This is a genomic window from Streptococcus cuniculi (genome assembly GCF_004570575.1).
Lineage (GTDB): Bacteria > Bacillota > Bacilli > Lactobacillales > Streptococcaceae > Streptococcus > Streptococcus cuniculi_A.
Genome location: NZ_SPPD01000003.1, coordinates 164,944 through 185,986, shown reverse-complemented (window position 1 = coordinate 185,986; position 21,043 = coordinate 164,944). Strand labels below are relative to the sequence as shown.

The following is a 21,043-nucleotide window of genomic DNA, read 5'->3' as shown; positions in this document are numbered from 1 at the left end:
ACCTCCGAGTTATGCTTGCCTTTACTCTACCATAGGACATGAGAGTTGTCAAGCTACTTTTTTAAAGTTGTTTCTATAGGGCGTGAAAAGCTACTGTCTGATGTGGTAAAGCCTGCTCATTTTTGGTATAATGAAGAGAATACACCTAAAGGATGAGATATGAACTTAGAAGATTTAAAGAGACGTCAGGAGAAGATTCGTAACTTCTCGATTATTGCCCATATTGACCATGGAAAGTCAACCTTGGCAGACCGTATTTTGGAAAAAACAGAGACCGTTTCAAGTCGTGAAATGCAGGCACAGTTGCTGGATAGTATGGACTTGGAACGCGAGCGGGGGATTACCATTAAGCTCAATGCCATTGAGTTGAACTATACGGCAAAAGACGGAGAGACCTATATTTTCCATTTGATTGATACGCCGGGACACGTCGATTTTACCTATGAGGTATCGCGTTCACTTGCTGCCTGTGAGGGGGCGATTTTGGTCGTGGATGCTGCGCAGGGAATTGAAGCACAGACCTTGGCAAATGTCTACCTTGCCTTGGATAATGATTTGGAAATCCTGCCGATTATCAATAAGATTGACCTGCCTGCGGCCGATCCAGAACGGGTGCGTCAGGAAATTGAAGATGTGATTGGTCTTGATGCGAGTGAGGCGGTGCCGACTTCTGCCAAGGCTGGAATCGGGATTGAGGAAATTTTAGAGCAAATTGTTGAGAAAGTACCTGCTCCAGCAGGAGATGTGAGCGCACCGCTCAAGGCCTTGATTTTTGATTCAGTTTATGATGCCTACCGTGGTGTTATCCTGCAAGTGCGGGTCATGGATGGTCTAGTTAAGCCCAGTGACACCATTCAAATGATGAGCAATGGCAAGACCTTTGATGTAACAGAAGTGGGGATTTTCACACCTAAAGCGGTAGGACGTGACTACCTCGCAACAGGTGATGTTGGCTATATTGCAGCTTCTATCAAAACCGTTGCAGATACCCGTGTCGGTGATACGGTCACCCTTGCGACTAATCCAGCAGACGCTCCGCTTGAAGGGTACAAGCAGATGAATCCAATGGTCTTTGCAGGGATTTATCCGATTGATTCCAATAAGTATAATGACCTGCGTGAGGCACTTGAGAAATTGCAACTGAATGATGCTAGCTTGCAATTTGAACCCGAAACCTCTCAAGCACTCGGATTTGGTTTTCGCTGTGGTTTCTTAGGTCTGCTTCACATGGATGTCATTCAGGAGCGGATTGAGCGGGAGTTTAATATCGACTTGATTATGACTGCCCCGTCGGTTGTCTACCATGTCAATATGACTGACGGCGACACCATTGAAGTCTCCAATCCGTCTGAATTTCCAGACCCAACCAAGATTGAGAATATCGAAGAGCCTTATGTCAAGGCACAAATCATGGTACCGCAGGAATATGTTGGTGCTGTCATGGAATTGGCACAGCGGAAACGTGGTGATTTTGTCACCATGGATTATATTGACGACAACCGTGTCAATGTCATTTATCAAATTCCACTCGCTGAAATTGTCTTTGATTTCTTTGACAAATTGAAATCTTCTACCCGTGGCTACGCAAGTTTTGACTATGAAATTTCAGAGTACCATCCTTCTAAGTTGGTAAAAATGGACATTCTCTTGAACGGTGATAAGGTTGATGCCCTCAGCTTTATCGTCCATAAAGAATTTGCCTATGAACGTGGGAAATTGATTGTAGATAAACTGAAGAAAATTATTCCTCGCCAGCAATTTGAAGTCCCAATTCAAGCAGCAATCGGACAAAAAATCGTGGCACGTAGTGACATTAAAGCCCTCCGTAAAAACGTTTTGGCAAAATGTTATGGAGGCGATGTCTCTCGAAAACGCAAACTCCTCGAAAAACAAAAAGCCGGTAAAAAGCGCATGAAAGCCATTGGAAGCGTCGAAGTCCCACAAGAAGCCTTCCTCAGCGTATTGAGTATGGATGAGGAATAAAACAGTCCAGTGGACTGTTTTATCCCCGAGTGCTAGCGAAGGGTTAGTCCAGTGGACTGTTTTATCCCCGAGTGCTAGCGAAGGGTTAGCCCAGTGGGCTGTTCTAGCCCCAGCGCTAACGCTGGGTTTCCGAGCGGATTTTCTATCTTGTGTGTCCCTGCGCAAGCTTGTTAAAAGCTTCGGCTACTATTCTATCTAGCTCCCAGAATGATGACGGGTCAGTAAGCGGTGGGGTGTTTTATCCCCGAGCGTAAATCTAGTAGCAGACAGTGTTATCTTGTATTTAGAAAGATATAATGATTCTGTTAAAGTAGTCCGAATTGAAAAGGAGAATAGGATGAAAAAGAAATTAATTGGAGTAGCATTTACTTTATTAGCAGCGGTTAGCCTATCTGCCTGTGGAAAAACAAAATCGACTCCGACCAAAGACAGTCAGCCAAGCCAAACTGCTTCAGTAACCAGTTCGGAGTCTACTAGCAGCTCGATAGCTGCTAAAACAGAGAAAAAGACGGACGACACGCAACGGGTTGGTTCGGCTGAGTATGGCTACATCGATATTCCGAAAAATTGGATTCCTTTTAAGGACTTAAATGGCGGAGATGACATCCAATATACCGATGGGACAGGCTACAATATTGTTACTTTGAATGCTCTCACTAAAGAAAAAGCCAATATTGGAGAGGGTGAAGAATGGACAGCTGAGACAATCGCCACTCGTCTATACTATAGCTGGGACAAAAATCCCAATGTAGACAAGATTTGGGGTGCCAAAACAACCGTTTCAGACCATGATACCTTTCAGGTCAATATCATCATGAAATCAGGTCAGTATCTGATTAGCTGGGTTTTTAAAGACGAAGATAAAGTGCACTTGATTGCCTTTGAAGGAGAAAAAGAAGTGCTGGCAGACATCGTTGAGGACATTGAACATACTTGGAGTAGAACTAAAAACTAAAGTGGGGGGAGACAGAAGTCGTGATTTCGCTGAAATCGACTTCGCGTTCTCGTTTCCGAACGTAGGTATTAGCGGTCCACGGGACTGTTATCGTCATTTCGTTTATACCTACTGTTCAACTTATAAAACTATAAAAGAAGCAAGCCCAGACACTTTTTGGCCTAGGCTCTGTACTATAGAAAAACGCCTTTCTGCGAAGCAGAGAGGCGTTTTTTAGAACTTATACATTTAAAACCTTATCAAGGAAATCCTTGAGGCGTGGGTGTTGTGGGTTGTCAAAGATTTGCTCAGGTGTGCCATCTTCGAGGAATTCCCCACCGTCTGTAAAGATAACGCGATTGGCTACCTTACGGGCAAATCCCATCTCATGGGTGACAATCAGCATGGTCATGCCTTGCTCGGCCAAGTCTTTCATAACATTCAGTACATCGCCGACCATTTCAGGGTCAAGAGCCGAAGTTGGCTCGTCAAAGAGCATGATGTCAGGATTCATGGCAAGGGCACGGGCGATGGCCACACGTTGTTTCTGACCACCAGACAAGCTATTTGGCATGGCATCGCGTTTGTCTGCCAAACCGACTTTTTCCAGCAATTCCATACCAACTGTTTCAGCCTCTGCCTTATCCATCAATTTATGCTGAATTGGAGCAAAGGTGATATTGTCTAGTACGCTCATGTGTGGAAAGAGATTGAAGTGCTGAAACACCATTCCAACATTGGAGCGGAAAGTATCAAGGTCGGTTTTTGGATCGGTCAAATCAAAGCCGTCCACTGTTACCTGACCGCTTGTAATGGTCTCAAGTAGGTTCATAGTGCGCAAGAAGGTGGACTTACCAGAGCCAGAAGGTCCGATGATGCAGACTACATCTCCTTCGTAAAATTTAGCAGTAATGCCTTTTAAGACTTCGTTATCTCCATAAGACTTGTGTAAGTCATGGACGTTGATTTTTAATTGAGCCATTAGTTGCCTCCTTTTTCAAGTTTCCGTGCAAGACGTGTCAAGAGTGTAATGACAATCAAATAGATAATCGCAAGGATTGCATACATTCGGAAAGATTGATAGTTCCGTGCGATGATGATTTTACCAGCTTGGAACAATTCCACCAAACCGATTGCTGAGATAATCGTTGTATCTTTCAAAGTGATGACAAATTGGTTAATGAAGTTTGGTAACATCAATTTTGTGGCCTGTGGTAAGATAATCTTGCGCATGGTCGTACCGTAGGAAATTCCCAAACTCCGTGAGGCTTCCATCTGTCCAATAGGAACAGCCTGAATACCTCCACGCACAATTTCAGCGATATAGGCACCAGAGTTGAGAGAAAGGGCAATCGTACCTGCGACAAAGTCGTTGATTGGTGACTGTTGCCCTGTCATTGATTCAATCAGGTTTGGAATACCCCAGAAGATGAAAGCAGCTACAATCATCAAGGGAATACCACGGACCACATCAACAAAGACAGAAGAGATGACGCGGAGCGTCTTAAATGGGCTTACTGCAAACATTCCAAAGATGATCCCAATGATAATGGCGATAGCAAAAGAAAGTAGGGCTAAGCCAATGGTGATACCAAGACCAGATAGGAGTTGACCATAGTTATTTTGGAGCAGTCCCCAAATGGTTGATTCATCTACTGTGGAAGCAGAAGCTGTCTCGGTATCTTCGCTAGCATTAAAATACTTATTCATAATGTCGTCGTATTTGCCAGATTGAACTAATGCAGCAAGACCATTGTTGAACATTTCGATTAACTCTGGGTTGCTTCCTTTCTTTACAGCAAATCCTATAGTACCTGTTGCAATTCCTTCGATCGGTGTCTCAAAATCGCGTCCTTGCTGGATGGCGTAAAGCAGTACAGCTTCATCGTCCATGAGGGCGTCAATTGAGCCAGAGTTCAAGCTATCATACATAGTAGAGGCTTCGTCAAAGGCCTTTAGTGTGTAGCCGTATGTAGCTGCATGTTCTTCTAAGTAGGTGTAGGACGAGGTACCATTTTTAGCACCGACAGTTTTGCCGGACAAGTCCTCGTAACTAGCAAGCCCACTGCCTTTTTTGACTGCGAGGCGGATGTTAGAAGTATAGTAGGCATCAGAGAAATCAAAGATTTTTTTACGGGCATCTGTGATGGTCATTCCTGCGATTACCCCGTCAGCTTGTCCTGCTTGGACTGCATTGAGGGCGGCATCAAAACCAGGGTTTTGGATCGTCACAGTAAATCCTTGTTGTTCTGCAATCGCCTTGATTAACTCGATATCAATCCCTGTGTATTTCCCGTCTTTTCCTTGGTATTCAAAGGGAGCAAAAGAAGAGTCAGATACGATAGTATAAGAAGATTTGACAGGAGTAGCGGTTGCTCCAACTTTCCCTGTTAAGGAAAGGAGAGAGCCGTAGTCTGATGTCTTTTCCTGATCGGAAGCAGTGCTAGTTCCGAGCCATTTTTTTCTGATGTTATCATAGGTGCCATCTTTTTTCATGGCTGCAAGTGCCTTGTTGAAATCCTCGATAAGGTATTCATATTGGCTACCTTTTTTGACTGAAAATCCAAATGAGCCGATCGCTTCACCGTCCATGTTGATCGCTAAATCTTGCCCTTTTTGAATCGCATATTGAATGACTGCTTCATCATCCATAACCGCATCCACGGTACCAGCAGATAAGCTGGTATACATAGTGTCACCAGTATCAAAGGTTTTAACAGTGTAGCCGTATTCACTCTTATGCTGGTCGAGGAAGGTTTGAGCAGCGGTTCCATTTTTAACACCGACTGTTTTTCCCTTTAGCTGAACATAATCAGATATGCTATTCTTTTTGATTGTTGCGACAACGATCTTGGTGTCGAAGTACGGATCGGAAAATAGAAAGACCTTTTTGCGAGCTTCGGTAATCGTCGTACCTGCCATTAAGGCATCAGCCTGTCCTGATTGTACCGCATTGACAGCTGCATCAAAACCGGGAAAGTTTTGACTGACGTTCCAGTTGGAACGCTTGGCAACTTCGTTGATAATATCGACATCAAGTCCTTTATAGACTTGGTCTGAGTCTTTGAACTCAAAAGGTGCATAGGTCGAATCAAAGACAATATCAACTGTATCGTCGGCTTTGACTGGTAAAAATAGGAAGAATAGTGGCAGAAGAGCTGCCAATGTAAACCATTTTTTCTTCATTTCAATTCTCCTTCATTAAAAATAACGATGAGGAAATCCATGACAAGTCATTTTCAGTATGTTTTCCCTCTTCGTTTCTAAAACATAATAGACAGTATACCATAAATAGGTTAGATTTGCAAAGGTGTATGTCAGAAGATGTAACATCTATATGTTTTATATAGTTTTTGGTTGAATATTCGAGCAAAAGTCGGTACAATAAAAGGACTAATACATGAAAGGGAGAAATAAGATGGAAAAAAATAGGATGTTTGCTGCTGTACAGACACAGTCTGATAAAAAGTTAAATTGGTTATATGCCTTTTTATTGCCTGCTATCGTTCAATTTGTCTTATTCATTGGCTTTATCATTGCGGGCTTTCTGATGGACGTCCTTTTGGCATTCTTGCCAACTGACGCGGTTCAAATGCTGTTTTATATTCTAGACCCTGTATTCTTACAATTGCTGGCCTTTGCAGTACCTTTTGCTTTGATATTAGTATGGGTGCGGTTTGTGGAAAAAAGACCAATTGCTGGTTTGGGCTTGTACAATAAGGGCGCCTTCAAAGAATTTGCCCAAGGCCTGGGAGTTGGGACCTTGCTCATCAGTGCAGTCGTTCTAGTGCAATGGATGACAGGTGGTATTGAGTTGGAAGAAACTTATTTCACAGGCTTGAATGTCTTAAATTTCCTCATTATCTTTCCTTTCTGGTTTATCCAAAGTGCTACGGAGGAACTCGCAACTCGTGGTTGGCTCTTTCCAAGTGTCGCACGTAAAACCTCGTTGCCAATTGGGTTAGCCGTATCTAGTCTGCTATTTTCCCTCCTTCATCTAGGAAATAATGCTATCAGTCTGATTTCCTTGCTAAATATTGCCTTATTTGGCCTCTTTGCCTGTCTCTATGTCCTAAAAACAGACAATATCTGGGGAGTTTCAGCCGTACATGCTGCTTGGAATTGCTTCCAGGGAACAGTTTTTGGGGTCAATGTTAGTGGAATCAGCGTTTCCTATTCCTTGATGCGTTTTACCCCAACCTCAGCTCCGACCTACCTGTCTGGTAGTGAATTTGGCTCAGAGGGTAGTATCATTGCTTCCATTATATTAGCGATAGGATGTGCTTGCCTAGTTTGGCGCTTGTATCCAAGAAGAGCTTCATAAGCTCTTTTTTATGGTGTTTTCTAAAAGAGCAAATGGGTATGATTTATGGTAAAATAGGAGAGTGAGGTAATGTATGATTGATAGAAGAACCAATAATCAGTTTAAATTAGTATCAAAGTATCAGCCGTCTGGTGATCAGCCTGAGGCGATTGAGACCTTGGTGGAGAATATTGAAGGGGGCGAAAAGGCCCAGATTTTGCTTGGGGCAACAGGAACAGGTAAGACCTACACCATGAGCCAAGTCATTGCTCGGGTTAACAAGCCTACCCTTGTTATCGCCCACAATAAGACGCTAGCAGGTCAGCTCTACGGCGAGTTCAAGGAATTTTTCCCTGAAAATGCGGTGGAATATTTTGTATCCTACTACGATTACTACCAGCCAGAGGCCTATGTGCCGTCGAGCGATACTTACATTGAAAAGGATAGCGCAGTCAATGATGAGATTGATAAGCTCCGCCACTCTGCGACATCGGCTCTTCTAGAACGTAATGATGTGATTGTGGTAGCGTCCGTCTCGTGTATCTACGGTTTAGGTTCGCCCAAAGAATACGCTGATAGCGTGGTCAGCCTCCGTCCCGGTCTTGAAATTTCGCGGGATAGGTTGCTCAACGAGTTGGTGGACATTCAGTTTGAACGCAACGACATAGATTTTCAAAGGGGGCGTTTCCGTGTTCGTGGCGATGTGGTGGAGATTTTCCCAGCCAGCCGTGATGAGCATGCCTTTCGAGTGGAGTTTTTTGGAGATGAAATTGATCGGATTCGGGAAATCGAAGCTCTGACAGGTCAGGTCTTGGGAGAAGTAGATCATTTAGCGATTTTCCCAGCCACGCACTTTGTGACCAGCGATGATTACATGGAAACAGCCATCAGCAAGATTCAGGCAGAATTGGCAGGCCAACTGATCCTCTTTGAGCAAGAAGGCAAGCTCCTCGAAGCTCAACGCCTCAAACAACGGACCGAGTACGATATTGAAATGTTGCGGGAAATGGGCTACACTAACGGGGTCGAAAATTACTCCCGTCACATGGACGGTCGTAGCGAAGGTGAGCCACCTTATACCCTGCTGGACTTTTTCCCAGATGATTTCCTGATTATGATTGATGAAAGCCATATGACCATGGGGCAGATTAAGGGCATGTACAATGGGGACCGTTCGCGCAAGGAAATGCTGGTTAATTACGGCTTCCGCTTGCCGAGTGCCTTAGATAATCGTCCGCTGCGCCGTGAGGAATTTGAAAGCCACGTACACCAGATTGTCTATGTTTCTGCGACACCAGGAGATTATGAAACAGCGCAGACAGATACCATTGTCGAGCAAATCATTCGCCCGACAGGCCTCCTAGATCCCGAAGTCGAAGTCCGCCCAACCATGGGACAAATGGATGATCTGCTGGGTGAGATTAACGCACGGGTAGAAAAGGGCGAGCGGACTTTTATCACTACGCTGACCAAGAAAATGGCGGAAGATTTGACAGACTACCTCAAAGAAATGGGGGTCAAAGTCAAGTACATGCACAGCGATATTAAGACCTTGGAGCGGACAGAGATTATTCGTGACCTCCGCTTGGGCGTCTTTGATGTCCTCATCGGAATCAACCTCCTGCGGGAGGGGATTGACGTGCCAGAGGTCAGCCTAGTTGCCATTCTTGATGCTGATAAGGAAGGTTTTCTCCGCAATGAGAGAGGCTTGATTCAGACCATTGGACGGGCAGCACGCAACAGCGAGGGGCATGTGATTATGTATGCGGATAAAATCACCGACTCTATGCAACGGGCCATGGATGAAACCGCCCGCCGTCGTCAGATTCAAATGGAGTACAATGAAAAACACGGCATTATTCCGCAGACTATTAAGAAGGAAATTCGTGATTTGATTAGCGTGACGAAGAGCGTTATGCCAGATAAGGAAGAAAACGTAGAGATTGAAAGCCTCAACAAGCAAGAGCGTCGCGACATGGTGAAGAAGTTAGAAGGTCAAATGCAAGAAGCTGCGGGTCTCCTAGACTTTGAGCTCGCAGCCCAAATCCGCGACATGATTTTGGAAATCAAGGCCTTGGATTAGGCGAAAAAATAAGAAGAAACAAGCGAGAAAAAGATAGGCAAAAATAAAGATAGAAAATGGGGCGCAGATACTTGACATCTATTCCTATAACTGGCATAATATTCTGGGTACATTTTACAAGTGTATTTAGTAGCTCTTCTAGATCTTTGTCCCCTTCTCGTTTTGCCGTAGCTGTTGTGAACTGGTTCACATGACAGATAGGGCTGTCCTTGATATAGATTACACGCTTTACGGTCTTTGTATCTTAGGAAACTGGAACGGTTGAAAAGATTTTTGAAGAGTATCATTATCCTATGATGTTATTGAGGCATGTCTATGTTGTTTACGACACAACTATTCTTGTTCGTTTTCTTTCCGTTCGTTATATTGGGCTATTTTCTCATACGAGGGCTACTGTCTTTGAACGGTGTACGACGTCTTTCCAAACGCTTCCCGCTAGATCAGGTCTTCCTGATAGGCTGTAGCATGTGCTTTTACATGTGGTCCCTATTTGATAATGGATATCGCCTATTTTATTACATCGTTTTGGTGTATGGACTTGGTCTATGGATTTCACATATCCGGGCAAAAGGGCTATATCTGACCCTCTACCGCTCTCCTGCGGAGCAAAAGCGCGTGTATCTGAGTTTCTTCCCCTTATGGATTGGTATTCTCCTTGCGACCTTTCCCTTGATTTATTTCAACTATTCCAATTTTCTGATTCAGTCGTGGAATAGCTTGTTTGGTGATAGCCTTCCATTTAAATCTTTGCTGACACCTCTTGGTATCTCTTTCATCACCTTTTCAAGTATTTCCTATTTGACGGACATCTACCGAGGGCAGGCAACGGCAGGGAGCTTTTTGGACTGTCTTTTCTACCTTTCCTTTTTTCCAAAAGTGATTTCAGGTCCGATTGTGTTGTGGAGAGACTTTCAAGGACAGATTGGGCAGCGTCGGTCGTCGCTCACTCTCATTACTGACGGTATCAATCGTATCATGATCGGGGTTGTTAAAAAGGTCATTCTAGCCGATACCTTTGGTGCCTGCTTGGCTCAAATTTCGATTCATTCCATGGACCAGATAACGGCATTCGGTACTTTAGTTCTCTACATGTTGCAACTCTATTACGATTTTGCAGGGTATTCTGATATTGCAATTGGGCTTGCTAAGATTCTCGGCTTTGAATTTCGGGAGAACTTTCAGTTTCCCTATCGTTCTGTATCAATCTCTGAATTTTGGAGACGGTGGCACATTTCACTGGGAAGATGGTTTAAGGAATACATTTATATTTCATTGGGTGGAAGTCGTAATGGTAAGATGAGAACGCTGCGCAATCTTGCCCTTATCTTTGTCCTATCGGGCATTTGGCATGGAGCGGGCTGGAATTATATCCTCTGGGGGAGTGTGCATGCTCTTTGTGTTGTGGTGGAGCGTCTGATCTATGATAAGAAATTCTACCAAAAAACACCTGTCGCTATAAAATATCTAGCGACCATGACCATCATTCTCCTTTCGTGGCAGTTGCTACGATTCCAAGACCTTTCAGATGTTGGAACGGTATTGAATGCCGTACTTGGAAAGGGAATCAATCTGCCCATCTCCTTTACTTGGCGTTATTACTATGATGTCAAAATGCTGTCGCTTACCATGATAGGGATAGCAGGTGCTACTGTTTTGGGGTCTCAGAGAGTCAAAAGCTGGTATGGTGCGATAGTGTCTACAAGGCTTGGCTATTTGCTTCAAGAGCTTGTCTTGCTTGTGATGTTTATTATCGCCATCCTATTTATGGTCAATTCAACCTATAGTCCATTTATCTATTTCCAATATTAAACAGAAGGGGAGAGACTGATGAAATTTATCAAAATTCTGACAATCATTGCATTTTCAATGCTTATCCTCCTTCCAGCTACCACCTTCCACTTTGCTCCCCATATCTCCTCTGAGATTGATAACCGTATGTTGGCTGAAAATCCATTTTCAAAAGACTTTGTGAAAGATAGTGAAACGGATATGACAGATTATATCGAGGCCTATGTGAATGACCGAATTGGGTTTCGAGACCAGATGATTTTAGGCTATACGCTCTTGAACGATCGCTTGTTTGGTAAAATGGTGCATCCAAGCTATCAGTATGGAAAAAACGGGTATGTTTTTGGGGCTGGTCTAACCACATCTGCCAATTCTTATTCGGATTATCATGAACAGTTTGCAGATATGGTGAAAGCTATACAGGACTATTGTGACGCAAGAAATATTCCCTTCCTCTTTGTCTTACAGCCGGCAAAGCCTGCGGTCTTATCAGATTATGTCCCTGTCGGTCTTGACTACAATCGTGACTGGTTTACAACCTTTCTGACTGCTCTTGACAAGCGGGGTGTTCGTTACCTTGATAATACCGTCACCCTCCAAAAAGAGACAGAAAGAGGGCAGGTTGTCTTTAATCAAAAATATGATGCCAATCATTGGAATGATTTAGGCGCCTTTTATGGCACAAATGCGATTCTAGCAGAAGTGAAAAAGGATTTTCCTGCAGTTCAGGTCAATCAGTTGAGTGATTTTGAAGTCACAAACCAGTTGGAAGTTTCCCTGCCTGTCTCCCAGTTCCCGATTCATGAATCGGTTCCGGTCATCCATGTTCCTACGGGAGATGTTGTAACAAGCAAAACAGACCCTTTCAAAGAGGAATTGCAATTGGACCCCGCCTACCAAAGGTTTGCTTATTACCAAAATAAGGCAAAAGGTGGTACAGAACTCCCACGGGTGCTGATGTTTCAAGGAAGCTATATGAATACATTTGGCTATAAATACCTAGAGAATGCTTTTAGAGAATATATTGCCATTCACGATTATCAAAATGTATTAAACTTCCCATACTACTACAATATCTTTAAGCCTGATATGGTTATTTTTGAAGTTGCCGAATATACATTTTCTAATGTCTACTTTGACGGTGAGAAGATGAAGCACTTGGAGCTAAACCCGACTCTAGCGTCCACTCATTATCTGGATGCCTCTACGGTCAAGCAAGCCCTACCTAACGATGACTTAAAGATTGATAGAGGAAAGGTCTTGAACACAGTTCATTGGAAAACAACGGCAACCTACCAACATGTTTGGTTGACCGTAGATGAGGAAGTCGTTGATATGGAGAAGACAGAGGACGGCTATCGAGCGACGCTTGCGTCTGAAAGGATGTCGGAAGATTCCAAAATTGAACTCATCGCCCAAGAGGGTTCTTCTATCGTGTGGTATCAGTAGTATTTGACCAAGAATGTTTATAGATAAAGAGGAGCTGTGTCGACCTCCACGACACGCTCCTTTTTATGTGGTTGTGCTGTCTGCTCGTAGTTCGAATTCGATTTGTTTGGTTTTTGACAAGATTAGGATCAAGTTCAAGCTCAAGCTCACTATCTAGGGGTGTTTTGTAATAATTGTTTCGTTTCAAAATAGTGTTCACTTTTTTGATAGGCAGTTGTTTTCATTTTAATGAATGACAGCTGTGAAGCCCCTTAAAGACGAAGAGATAGAAGTTTGAAGAGGCTTATTTACTTTCTGATGTTTACTGAGGTAGGGGACTTTGTTTTAAACAGGCAGTAAATAATGGCGGGACTTAGTAAAATATGGTAAAATTGGATAGAATATGGTGTCCTCATACGAGATACGAGGGATAGACTATTTTGGAGGTTAACAAATGGAACAGCGTTCGAGAAGAAGAGCAACATACAAAGAAAGACAGCAGGGTGGTAAGTTGAGTGTCGTCAATCGTGTACTCGCGCTTATTTTTACAGTTATGGCAGCGATTGTAATCTTTGCCATTTATCGGTATAATCTACTGGCTTTCCGTTATTTGAATATCATCGCAACAGCGGTTTTAGCTTTTTCTGTGCTACTCTTTGGGGGCTTGGCTATCAAAAAGAAAGCACCACGTTTTACCGTGATATTTCTGATTTTGGCTACTCTAGTGAGTGGGGCAACCTTGTTTGCGATTCGAGAGGCAACGAGTTTTTCGGATAAGCTAAATTCTACCGCTAAATACTCAGAATACGAAATGAGTGTCATGGTACTTGCAGATAGCGATATGACAGATATTAGTCAGGTAACCAATGTCCTAGCACCAACTGGGACAGACGCCGAAAATATCACGAGGTTGACAGAGAGCCTCCAACAGGAAAAGCAGGTATCTTTGACAGTAGATGAGGCACCCTCTTATTTATCAGCCTATCAATCGTTGATGAACAAAGAAGCCAAAGCAATTATTTTAAACAGTGTGTTTGAAAATATTATCGCCGATTATGATGCTTCAAAAATCAAAAAGCTCTATACCTTTAAGGTGAGCAAAAAGGTAGAAAGTATTCAAGGAACCGAAATTAGTGGTGATGCGTTTAATATCTATGTGAGTGGTATTGATACCTATGGACCCATTTCGTCCGTTTCTCGTTCAGACGTGAATATCATCATGACGGTGAACCTTAAGACCAAAAAAGTCTTGCTAACAACTACTCCACGGGATGCCTATGTTCCAATTGCAGACGGTGGAAATGGTCAGAACGATAAGTTGACCCATGCGGGTATTTATGGTGTTGAAGCCTCTATTCATACGCTTGAGAATCTCTATGATATTCAGACAAACTATTATGTGCGTTTGAATTTTACCTCTTTCCTAAAACTGATTGATGTGGTTGGGGGAGTAGATGTCACAAATGACCAAGAGTTTACAGGCTATGATGGAACCTACTTCCCAGTGGGACAAGTACACCTGACTTCTAATCAGGCCTTGGAATTTGTACGTGAACGCTACTCTTTACAAGGTGGGGACAATGACCGTGGTAAAAATCAGGAGAAGGTGATTGCGGGCTTGATCAATAAATTAAGCTCACCAGCTGTCTTGAAAAACTACAATGAGATTTTGAATGGTATTCAAGATTCTGTTCAAACCAATATGAGCCTTGAAACAATGATGACCTTAATCAATGGTCAGTTGGAATCGGGTGGAAGTTACAACGTTACCTCACAGGCCTTAACGGGAACAGGTACTATGGGCTTACCGTCTTATGCCATGCCTGATGCTACTCTTTACATGATGGAAGTGGACCAGGAAAGTTTGAATGCTGCCAAAGCAGCAATCCAAGACGTCATGGCTGGTAAGTAGGAGCTATCAGCTAGCCTATCTCTTGGATAAGGTTGCTGTCCTAACTGGTAAGAATTATCACAGAAAGAAAAGTGAATGATGTTCAAGAAATCGTTTTTGAACGTCATTCATTGAATTTTACAGGGGCTTATCCTTGTTTTTCAAGGAACCTAGGAGGAACTTGTAAGAGAACCTCGGACTGTAAGAGGGGGAATATAAATTGACACGTGGTCAAAAACGTTTTATTTTAATTGTGGTAGATGCCCTCATTATCTATGCGAGCGGCTTTATCACTCAGTTTTTCTTAGAGAATTACATTGACCTATCCTTGCAACGCATGTTGGTATTCTTGACTGCGATTTGGTTGGTCTATCTGATATGTGGCTATGCGACACATGTTTACTCTATCTTAAATCGGTTTACAGATTATATTGCCCTTTGGCAAATGACCAAAAATCTTCTGATTAGTTATACGATCTCAGTGATTGTCATTTTTAGTCAGAGAATCGTATTTAGTTATCGCTTCATTTTACTAAGCTACATTTTCTCCCTATTACTCATTGGTGCATCGCGCTTGATTTGGCGGATGACCTATGAGTTGAAGGACGTTGATTTAATGGGGGGAGCTAAGTCTATCAAGGCGAAACGAACATTGGTAGTTGGAGCAGGACAGGGGGCTGATTTATTCTTAAAAACAGCCATGCGCTCATTCAAAGATATTGATGTTATCGGAATTGTTGACAAGGATCCCGTCAAGTGGCAAACCCTCTTACACGGTGTGCGCGTACTAGGTTCAGAGGAGCAGATTCCTGAGATTGTCAAAAATTATGAAATTGATCAAATCGTGATTGCCATTCCGTCTCTCAATTTAGAAGAATACGCCCGCGTCTATGATATTTGTAAAAAAACAAGGGTGAAAGTCTATTCGATTCCGAAACAGGAAGATATTTTATCTGGTCAAGTGAGTGTCAGCAAATTACGGGAAATTGATATTGTTGATTTACTTGGTCGGCAAGAAGTGGAACTGGATCAATCCAGTCTTTACTCTAATATCCAAGGGAAAACGATTTTGGTAACGGGTGCTGGAGGTTCCATTGGTTCAGAGCTCTGTCGGCAACTGATTCGTTTCTCACCTGCTAGAATGTTGCTTCTAGGTCACGGAGAAAATTCTATCTATCTGATTCACAAAGAATTGTCAATGAGTTATCGCAACAATATTGAGATTATTCCAATCATTGCTGATATTCAAGATAGGGAGCGAATTTTCCAAATCATGGCTCAGTATCATCCGGATCGTGTTTACCATGCAGCAGCCCATAAGCATGTGCCGTTAATGGAGTACAATCCAACAGAAGCAGTCAAAAATAATATTTTCGGGACCAAGAATGTGGCAGAAGCAGCCAAGGAATATGGCGTCGAAAAATTTGTTATGATTTCAACCGATAAGGCTGTAAATCCTCCGAATATTATGGGGGCAACTAAACGGGTGGCAGAAATGATTGTGACCAGTCTCAACGAATCGGGGAAGACCCGTTTTGCGGCTGTTCGTTTTGGAAATGTTTTGGGAAGTCGTGGCAGTGTGGTTCCGCTATTTAAGGAGCAAATCGCCAAGGGCGGTCCAGTAACCGTGACGGATTTCCGCATGACCCGCTTTTTCATGACCATTCCAGAAGCTAGTCGCTTGGTAATTCAGGCGGGTGCCTTGATGAATGGGGGCGAGATTTTCATTTTAGACATGGGCGAGCCTGTCAAAATTCTGGATCTTGCTAAAAAAATTATTTCCCTTAGTGGCTATTCAGAAGAAGAAATCGGGATTGTGGAGAGTGGGATTCGACCGGGAGAAAAGTTATATGAAGAGCTTCTAGCAACGAAAGAACGCACATCCGATCAGATTTATGAGAAGATTTTTGTAGGACGTGTTACCTATAAACAACCAGAGGAAATTGAAGAATTTATTAGCAGCCTATTAGACGAGGATTTCGAAAAACTAAAAGATAGGTTGCTAGAATTTGCAAAACAGGAGTAAGGATGAACACTGAGAGGTTGAAGGAGAAGGAGGGGACGGCTGCACTGACACCCTATCGTACGATTCTTGCAAGTAAAAAAGTAGATCTCGCTTGCAAATGTGTATTTGATAGGGTATTGGCGCTTCTTTTGATTATATTCTTTTCCCCCCTATTATTGTTTTTTGTCATTTGGATACGATTAGATAGTCCAGGTTCTGTCTTTTATCGCCAAGAGCGGATTACGCAGTATGGCAGGAAATTTAAGATTTATAAATTTCGAACAATGGTTGCAGATGCCGATAAAAAAGGTAGTTTAGTAACGGTCGGAAATGACAGCCGTATTACACGAGTCGGTAGCTTGATTCGGAAGTATCGCCTAGATGAAATTCCCCAACTCTTTAATGTGTTGGCAGGCGATATGAGCTTTGTCGGTGTAAGGCCAGAAGTTGAAAGATATACCAACTGTTACACGGAGGAGATGAAAGCGACTTTGCTCTTGCCAGCCGGCATTACCTCTCCTGCCAGTATCGCTTATAAAGACGAAGATATGCTCATGGAGCACTACACTAGTCTTGGGATGACTGCAGATGAGGCCTATCTTCAGAAAGTGTTGCCCGACAAGATGAGGTATAACTTAGAGTACATTCGGACCTTTTCATTTTGGAACGATCTTCGGATTATGGTTCAGACAGTTATCAAAGTAGTAAAGTGAGAGAAGCAATGAAAAAGAAAAATATCCCCTTTTCTCCTCCTGATATTACAGAGGAAGAAATAGCAGAGGTGGCCGATAGCCTACGTTCAGGTTGGATTACAACTGGACCGAAAACCAAACGATTTGAACAAGAGTTATCAGCCTATACCCAAACCAATAAGACAGTCTGTCTCAATTCAGCGACTGCGGGCTTGGAACTTGTCTTGCGGGTACTAGGAGTGGGGCCTGGCGATGAAGTGATCGTTCCAGCCATGACCTATACGGCATCCTGCAGTGTGATTGAGCATGTCGGTGCACGGCCGGTGATTGTAGACATTCAAGCGGACCGTTTTGAAATGGATTATGATGCGGTGGAAAAAGCCATTACAGCTCACACGAAGGTCATCATTCCGGTTGAGTTAGCGGGAATCCCTTGTGATTATGACCGAATTTATGAGATTGTAGAGAGCCAGCGTTCAAGATTTGTAGCGGCAACCCCCTTACAAGAAGCCTATGGACGGATTGTTGTATTGTCAGACAGCGCCCACGCTTTTGGAGCTTCTTATAAGGGCAGAAAAATTGGCAGTGTTGCAGACTTTACTGCCTTCTCTTTCCATGCAGTTAAAAATTTGACAACGGCAGAAGGTGGAGCAGTCACTTGGGCATCTCATCCAAAGGTAGATGATGAGGAGCTGTATCGTCAATTTCAAATCTTCTCTCTCCATGGGCAAACCAAGGACGCCTTGGCTAAAACCCAGCTGGGAGCTTGGGAGTACGACATTGTGATTCCGGGTTTCAAATGCAATATGACGGATATTATGGCATCGATTGGTCTTGTTCAGTTGAGACGCTATGCGGGATTGTTGGAGCGTCGGGCAGAAATTGTGGCAGCCTACAATCAGGCATTTGAAGGAACAAGGATTCAGCCCCTCCAGCATATCCATTCAGACTATGTCTCTTCTATGCACTTGTATATTACGCATATTGAGGGAGTTACGTTAGCAGAACGGAATCAAATCATTGAGAAAATGGCAGAAGCTGGCATTGCTTGCAATGTCCACTATAAACCTCTGCCCCTTTTGACAGCTTATGCCAACATGGGGTTTGACATCCAAGATTACCCAAATGCTTACCATTATTTTGAACGGACCCTCACCCTACCTCTTCATACCCAACTAAGCGATGAGGATGTGACCTATATTACAGACAAGCTAACAGAGATTGTAGCGAGTGCGAAAGGAAGCGTATGATAGGGGAAGTAGATAAAAAGTTTAGTGTCTTACTCTCGTTATATGTCAAAGAAAACCCTCTATACTTGCAGGAGTGTCTTGAAAGTTTAGTAAGTCAAACAAGGCCGGCATCAGAGTGGGTCATTGTTGAGGATGGTCCACTTTCTCAGGAGCTCTATCAAGTATTGGATTCCTATCAAGAACGATATCCAGACTTAATCAAGCGAGTGCCTCTGGAGCAGAATGTCGGCCTAGGCTTGGCATTGCGAGAAGGAATGCTACATTGTAGCTATGAACTGGTTGCACGAATGGATACTGATGATATTGCGCGGACAGACCGATTTGAGAGGCAACTGGTTTGTTTTGAGCAAGATCCAACACTGGATATTTGCGGCAGTCATATTTTGGAATTTGATATAGACCCACAGCACCCTACTGCAGTGCGTAAGGTTCCGCTCTTACATGATGATATTGTCAACTACCAGAAAAGCCGAAGTGCCTTTAATCACATGACTGTTATGTTTAAAAAGAGCAGTGTAGTAAAAGCAGGAAATTATGAAGATGCCCCCTTAATGGAAGATGATATGTTGTGGGTTAGAATGTTTCTCTCTGGCGCTAAGGGCATGAATATAGATGATTATCTAGTGGATGTCCGAACAGGTGCTGGCATGATTGAAAGACGGGGAGGCCTTTCCTATTTGAAAAAATACCGTGCTGGTCGCAAAAAGATTTTAGAAACAGGATTTATTAGCCGATTTGATTACTATAAAACGGTGGGTATTCAGTCAATAGTAGCTCTAGTACCTCATAAAATTCGCTTTCTGATTTTCACGCAGTTATTACGTAATAAAAAGGAATTATCAGAATGATAGAGCAGAGTAAGATAGGAAGGCTATAAGTAAGAGAATAAATGAGATGTAAAGTTGGAGATGACCAACTAGTAAAGAATATAAGAAGGTATCAATACTAATGGAAGAACTAGAGTTACAGGAAGTCCAGAGAGTCGCTCTTGACCTACTAATCGAATTTGATAAGATTTGTAAAGCACATTCTTTTCGCTATTCATTAGGGGGTGGTACACTACTGGGAGCAATTCGTCATGGCGGTTTTATCCCGTGGGATGATGATATCGATCTGATGATGCCCCGTCCTGACTACGAAAAATTTATAGACTACTGCCATGATCATGATTGTGGGTTTGATTGCTTGTCTTTGAAGTATACGGATCATTATTTTGATTTATTTAGTCGATTAAGTGATAGAAGCACTCAGATTATTGATGAGACAAAAGACTTGGATCACCAGATAGGGGTTACGATTGATATTTTTCCGATTGATGGTCTAGGAGCTGATAAAAATGAAGCTCTCAAGCGTTTCAATAACAGTCGTTTGAAACGAGAGTTACTTGTTGCAGCAAAATGGAAAACCTATTTTAGAAGTAAAACACGCTCATGGTTGGTTGAACCAGTACGTTTTGGTTTATTTTTAATGAGCCGTTTTATCAACAAAGAAAAACTGTACAAAGAAGTTGATCGACTGTGTCAGCAGTATGATTTTGAAACCTCCGAGTTTGCAGCTTGTATCAGCGGTGTATATCGTGAAAAAGAGATTATGCCAACATCTACTTTTAAAAACTATACTTCTGTGAATTTTGAGGAATATGAGTTTGATAGTATCGCAGAATACGATGCATATCTAACAAAACACTATGGTGATTATATGACGTTACCATCTAAGGAAAAGAGGGTTTCACATCATAGTGCTACATTTTATTGGAGAGAAGAATGGCAAGAAAAAGAGTAGCAGTCATAATGAGTACGTATAATGGCGAAAACTACTTACGAGAGCAGATTGAAAGTTTGGTGCAACAAGAGGGCGTTGAAATCAGGATTTTTGTGCGAGATGACGGTTCTCAAGATAGGACGCCGGAGATACTAGCATCCTACAAGGAGCACCTTGCTGTGATAGAGAATGAAGGACAGAATCTTGGAGTTGGCAATAGCTTTATGGAAACTCTCTATCAAGCAGGAACGGAATATGATTATTATGCCTTTTGTGATCAGGATGATGTGTGGCTACCGAATAAGTTGCTGGAAGCAGTGGAGAGTATTGGAAACACTCCTAAGCCAACCTTGTATTGCTCCAATCAAACCTTGGTAAGGAAAGATTTAGAACCGATTGGTCTACGCCATGCACAGCCGATCAATACCAGCAGCCTTCAAATTTTAAATGATAATCCAGTAACAGGATGCACCATGGTATGGAATCGGGAACTCCAAGAGATTCTCCACCAGCCCAAAAATAGACCGTCTCGTGATGTACTCAAGGTTCGGATTCATGATGTCTGGGTGGCTATGGTAGCTAGTACCGTTGGGGATATCATCTATGATACAAGTTCCTACATCTATTATCGTCAACATGAACATAATGTTGTAGGTGTTAGAAAAGAAAATATCTATGTGAACTGGTACAAAAAGTTCCGCGATAAGTCAAAAAGAAATGGCAGAAGTCTATTAGCCAAGGAAATAGTTGAAAAATTTAGTGATAGGATAGGGGAGGGGACCCTATCTGACTTAAAAATCGTCAGTGGCTATCAGAGGAACTTTTCGGCAAAAATGGCCTTGATACGACATAGTCATCTATTTTCCTTATCGAATGAGTCTAAGTGGGCGATTAGAGCGAAAATTCTGTTGAATCTGATTTAGGT

15 protein-coding genes are annotated in these 21,043 nt (G+C 42.8%); 13 read left to right on the top strand and 2 right to left on the bottom strand.

The window, feature by feature from the left end; all coding sequences use genetic code 11:
* Window positions 1-159 precede the first annotated feature (159 nt).
* Together lepA and E4T82_RS03710 are read left to right on the top strand one after the other, a co-directional pair.
* Window positions 160-1,983: a translation elongation factor 4 gene (gene lepA / locus E4T82_RS03715; RefSeq protein ID WP_135181530.1), complete on the top strand. Its 1,824-nt coding sequence runs from the start codon at window positions 160-162 to the stop codon at window positions 1,981-1,983.
* A gap of 337 nt (window positions 1,984-2,320) precedes the next feature.
* Complete coding sequence (locus tag E4T82_RS03710; protein ID WP_135181529.1) at window positions 2,321-2,938, top strand: hypothetical protein; 618 nt, start codon at window positions 2,321-2,323, stop codon at window positions 2,936-2,938.
* A 220-nt stretch (window positions 2,939-3,158) separates the two neighbouring features.
* Here the strand turns inward: E4T82_RS03710 and E4T82_RS03705 are convergent, their stop codons facing one another.
* The gene (locus tag E4T82_RS03705; RefSeq protein ID WP_135181528.1) at window positions 3,159-3,899 is read right to left on the bottom strand and encodes an amino acid ABC transporter ATP-binding protein; all 741 of its coding nucleotides are present in this window, start codon (window positions 3,897-3,899) and stop codon (window positions 3,159-3,161) included.
* Window positions 3,899-6,103, bottom strand: a complete 2,205-nt coding sequence (locus tag E4T82_RS03700) for an ABC transporter substrate-binding protein/permease (protein WP_135181527.1) — start codon at window positions 6,101-6,103, stop codon at window positions 3,899-3,901. Before E4T82_RS03700 ends, E4T82_RS03705 begins: the two co-directional genes overlap by 1 nt.
* A gap of 232 nt (window positions 6,104-6,335) precedes the next feature.
* Here E4T82_RS03700 and E4T82_RS03695 point away from each other — a divergent pair, with 232 nt between their 5' ends.
* The 11 genes from E4T82_RS03695 (at window position 6,336) to E4T82_RS03645 (ending at window position 21,041) form a co-directional block, all read left to right on the top strand.
* Window positions 6,336-7,241, top strand: a complete 906-nt coding sequence (locus E4T82_RS03695; RefSeq protein WP_167753553.1) for a CPBP family intramembrane glutamic endopeptidase — start codon at window positions 6,336-6,338, stop codon at window positions 7,239-7,241.
* A 73-nt stretch (window positions 7,242-7,314) separates the two neighbouring features.
* Window positions 7,315-9,303: an excinuclease ABC subunit UvrB gene (uvrB, locus tag E4T82_RS03690; protein ID WP_135181525.1), complete on the top strand. Its 1,989-nt coding sequence runs from the start codon at window positions 7,315-7,317 to the stop codon at window positions 9,301-9,303.
* Between the two features lie 309 nt (window positions 9,304-9,612).
* Entirely contained in the window at window positions 9,613-11,112 is a 1,500-nt protein-coding gene (locus E4T82_RS03685; RefSeq protein ID WP_135181524.1) for an MBOAT family O-acyltransferase, read from the top strand.
* 18 nt (window positions 11,113-11,130) lie between these two features.
* Window positions 11,131-12,540 (top strand): alginate O-acetyltransferase AlgX-related protein, encoded by a 1,410-nt coding sequence (locus E4T82_RS03680; RefSeq protein WP_135181523.1) that lies wholly within the window; start codon window positions 11,131-11,133, stop codon window positions 12,538-12,540.
* A gap of 433 nt (window positions 12,541-12,973) precedes the next feature.
* Window positions 12,974-14,431: an LCP family protein gene (locus E4T82_RS03675; protein WP_135181522.1), complete on the top strand. Its 1,458-nt coding sequence runs from the start codon at window positions 12,974-12,976 to the stop codon at window positions 14,429-14,431.
* A 199-nt stretch (window positions 14,432-14,630) separates the two neighbouring features.
* Window positions 14,631-16,436, top strand: a complete 1,806-nt coding sequence (locus E4T82_RS03670; RefSeq protein WP_135181521.1) for a polysaccharide biosynthesis protein — start codon at window positions 14,631-14,633, stop codon at window positions 16,434-16,436.
* Between the two features lie 2 nt (window positions 16,437-16,438).
* A complete protein-coding gene (locus E4T82_RS03665) occupies window positions 16,439-17,128 on the top strand; it encodes a sugar transferase (protein WP_135181520.1) in 690 nt (229 codons plus the stop codon).
* A gap of 8 nt (window positions 17,129-17,136) precedes the next feature.
* On the top strand, window positions 17,137-18,357 hold the full coding sequence (locus E4T82_RS03660) for a DegT/DnrJ/EryC1/StrS family aminotransferase (protein ID WP_135181519.1): 1,221 nt from the start codon (window positions 17,137-17,139) through the stop codon (window positions 18,355-18,357).
* Window positions 18,354-19,205 (top strand): glycosyltransferase, encoded by an 852-nt coding sequence (locus E4T82_RS03655; protein ID WP_135181518.1) that lies wholly within the window; start codon window positions 18,354-18,356, stop codon window positions 19,203-19,205. Before E4T82_RS03660 ends, E4T82_RS03655 begins: the two co-directional genes overlap by 4 nt.
* A gap of 100 nt (window positions 19,206-19,305) precedes the next feature.
* The gene (locus E4T82_RS03650; protein WP_135181517.1) at window positions 19,306-20,139 is read left to right on the top strand and encodes a LicD family protein; all 834 of its coding nucleotides are present in this window, start codon (window positions 19,306-19,308) and stop codon (window positions 20,137-20,139) included.
* Entirely contained in the window at window positions 20,121-21,041 is a 921-nt protein-coding gene (locus E4T82_RS03645) for a glycosyltransferase family 2 protein (protein WP_135181516.1), read from the top strand. Before E4T82_RS03650 ends, E4T82_RS03645 begins: the two co-directional genes overlap by 19 nt.
* The last annotated feature ends 2 nt before the right edge of the window (window positions 21,042-21,043 follow it).

Coding starts and splice junctions, on each gene's coding strand:
- E4T82_RS03705 (WP_135181528.1), bottom strand. CDS start 3,899: ATGGCTCAATTAAAAATCAACGTCCATGACTTACACAAGTCTTATGGA.
- uvrB (WP_135181525.1), top strand. CDS start 7,315: ATGATTGATAGAAGAACCAATAATCAGTTTAAATTAGTATCAAAGTAT.
- E4T82_RS03710 (WP_135181529.1), top strand. CDS start 2,321: ATGAAAAAGAAATTAATTGGAGTAGCATTTACTTTATTAGCAGCGGTT.
- E4T82_RS03655 (WP_135181518.1), top strand. CDS start 18,354: ATGATAGGGGAAGTAGATAAAAAGTTTAGTGTCTTACTCTCGTTATAT.
- E4T82_RS03700 (WP_135181527.1), bottom strand. CDS start 6,103: ATGAAGAAAAAATGGTTTACATTGGCAGCTCTTCTGCCACTATTCTTC.
- E4T82_RS03660 (WP_135181519.1), top strand. CDS start 17,137: ATGAAAAAGAAAAATATCCCCTTTTCTCCTCCTGATATTACAGAGGAA.
- E4T82_RS03650 (WP_135181517.1), top strand. CDS start 19,306: ATGGAAGAACTAGAGTTACAGGAAGTCCAGAGAGTCGCTCTTGACCTA.
- lepA (WP_135181530.1), top strand. CDS start 160: ATGAACTTAGAAGATTTAAAGAGACGTCAGGAGAAGATTCGTAACTTC.
- E4T82_RS03695 (WP_167753553.1), top strand. CDS start 6,336: ATGGAAAAAAATAGGATGTTTGCTGCTGTACAGACACAGTCTGATAAA.
- E4T82_RS03680 (WP_135181523.1), top strand. CDS start 11,131: ATGAAATTTATCAAAATTCTGACAATCATTGCATTTTCAATGCTTATC.
- E4T82_RS03645 (WP_135181516.1), top strand. CDS start 20,121: ATGGCAAGAAAAAGAGTAGCAGTCATAATGAGTACGTATAATGGCGAA.
- E4T82_RS03665 (WP_135181520.1), top strand. CDS start 16,439: ATGAACACTGAGAGGTTGAAGGAGAAGGAGGGGACGGCTGCACTGACA.
- E4T82_RS03685 (WP_135181524.1), top strand. CDS start 9,613: ATGTCTATGTTGTTTACGACACAACTATTCTTGTTCGTTTTCTTTCCG.
- E4T82_RS03675 (WP_135181522.1), top strand. CDS start 12,974: ATGGAACAGCGTTCGAGAAGAAGAGCAACATACAAAGAAAGACAGCAG.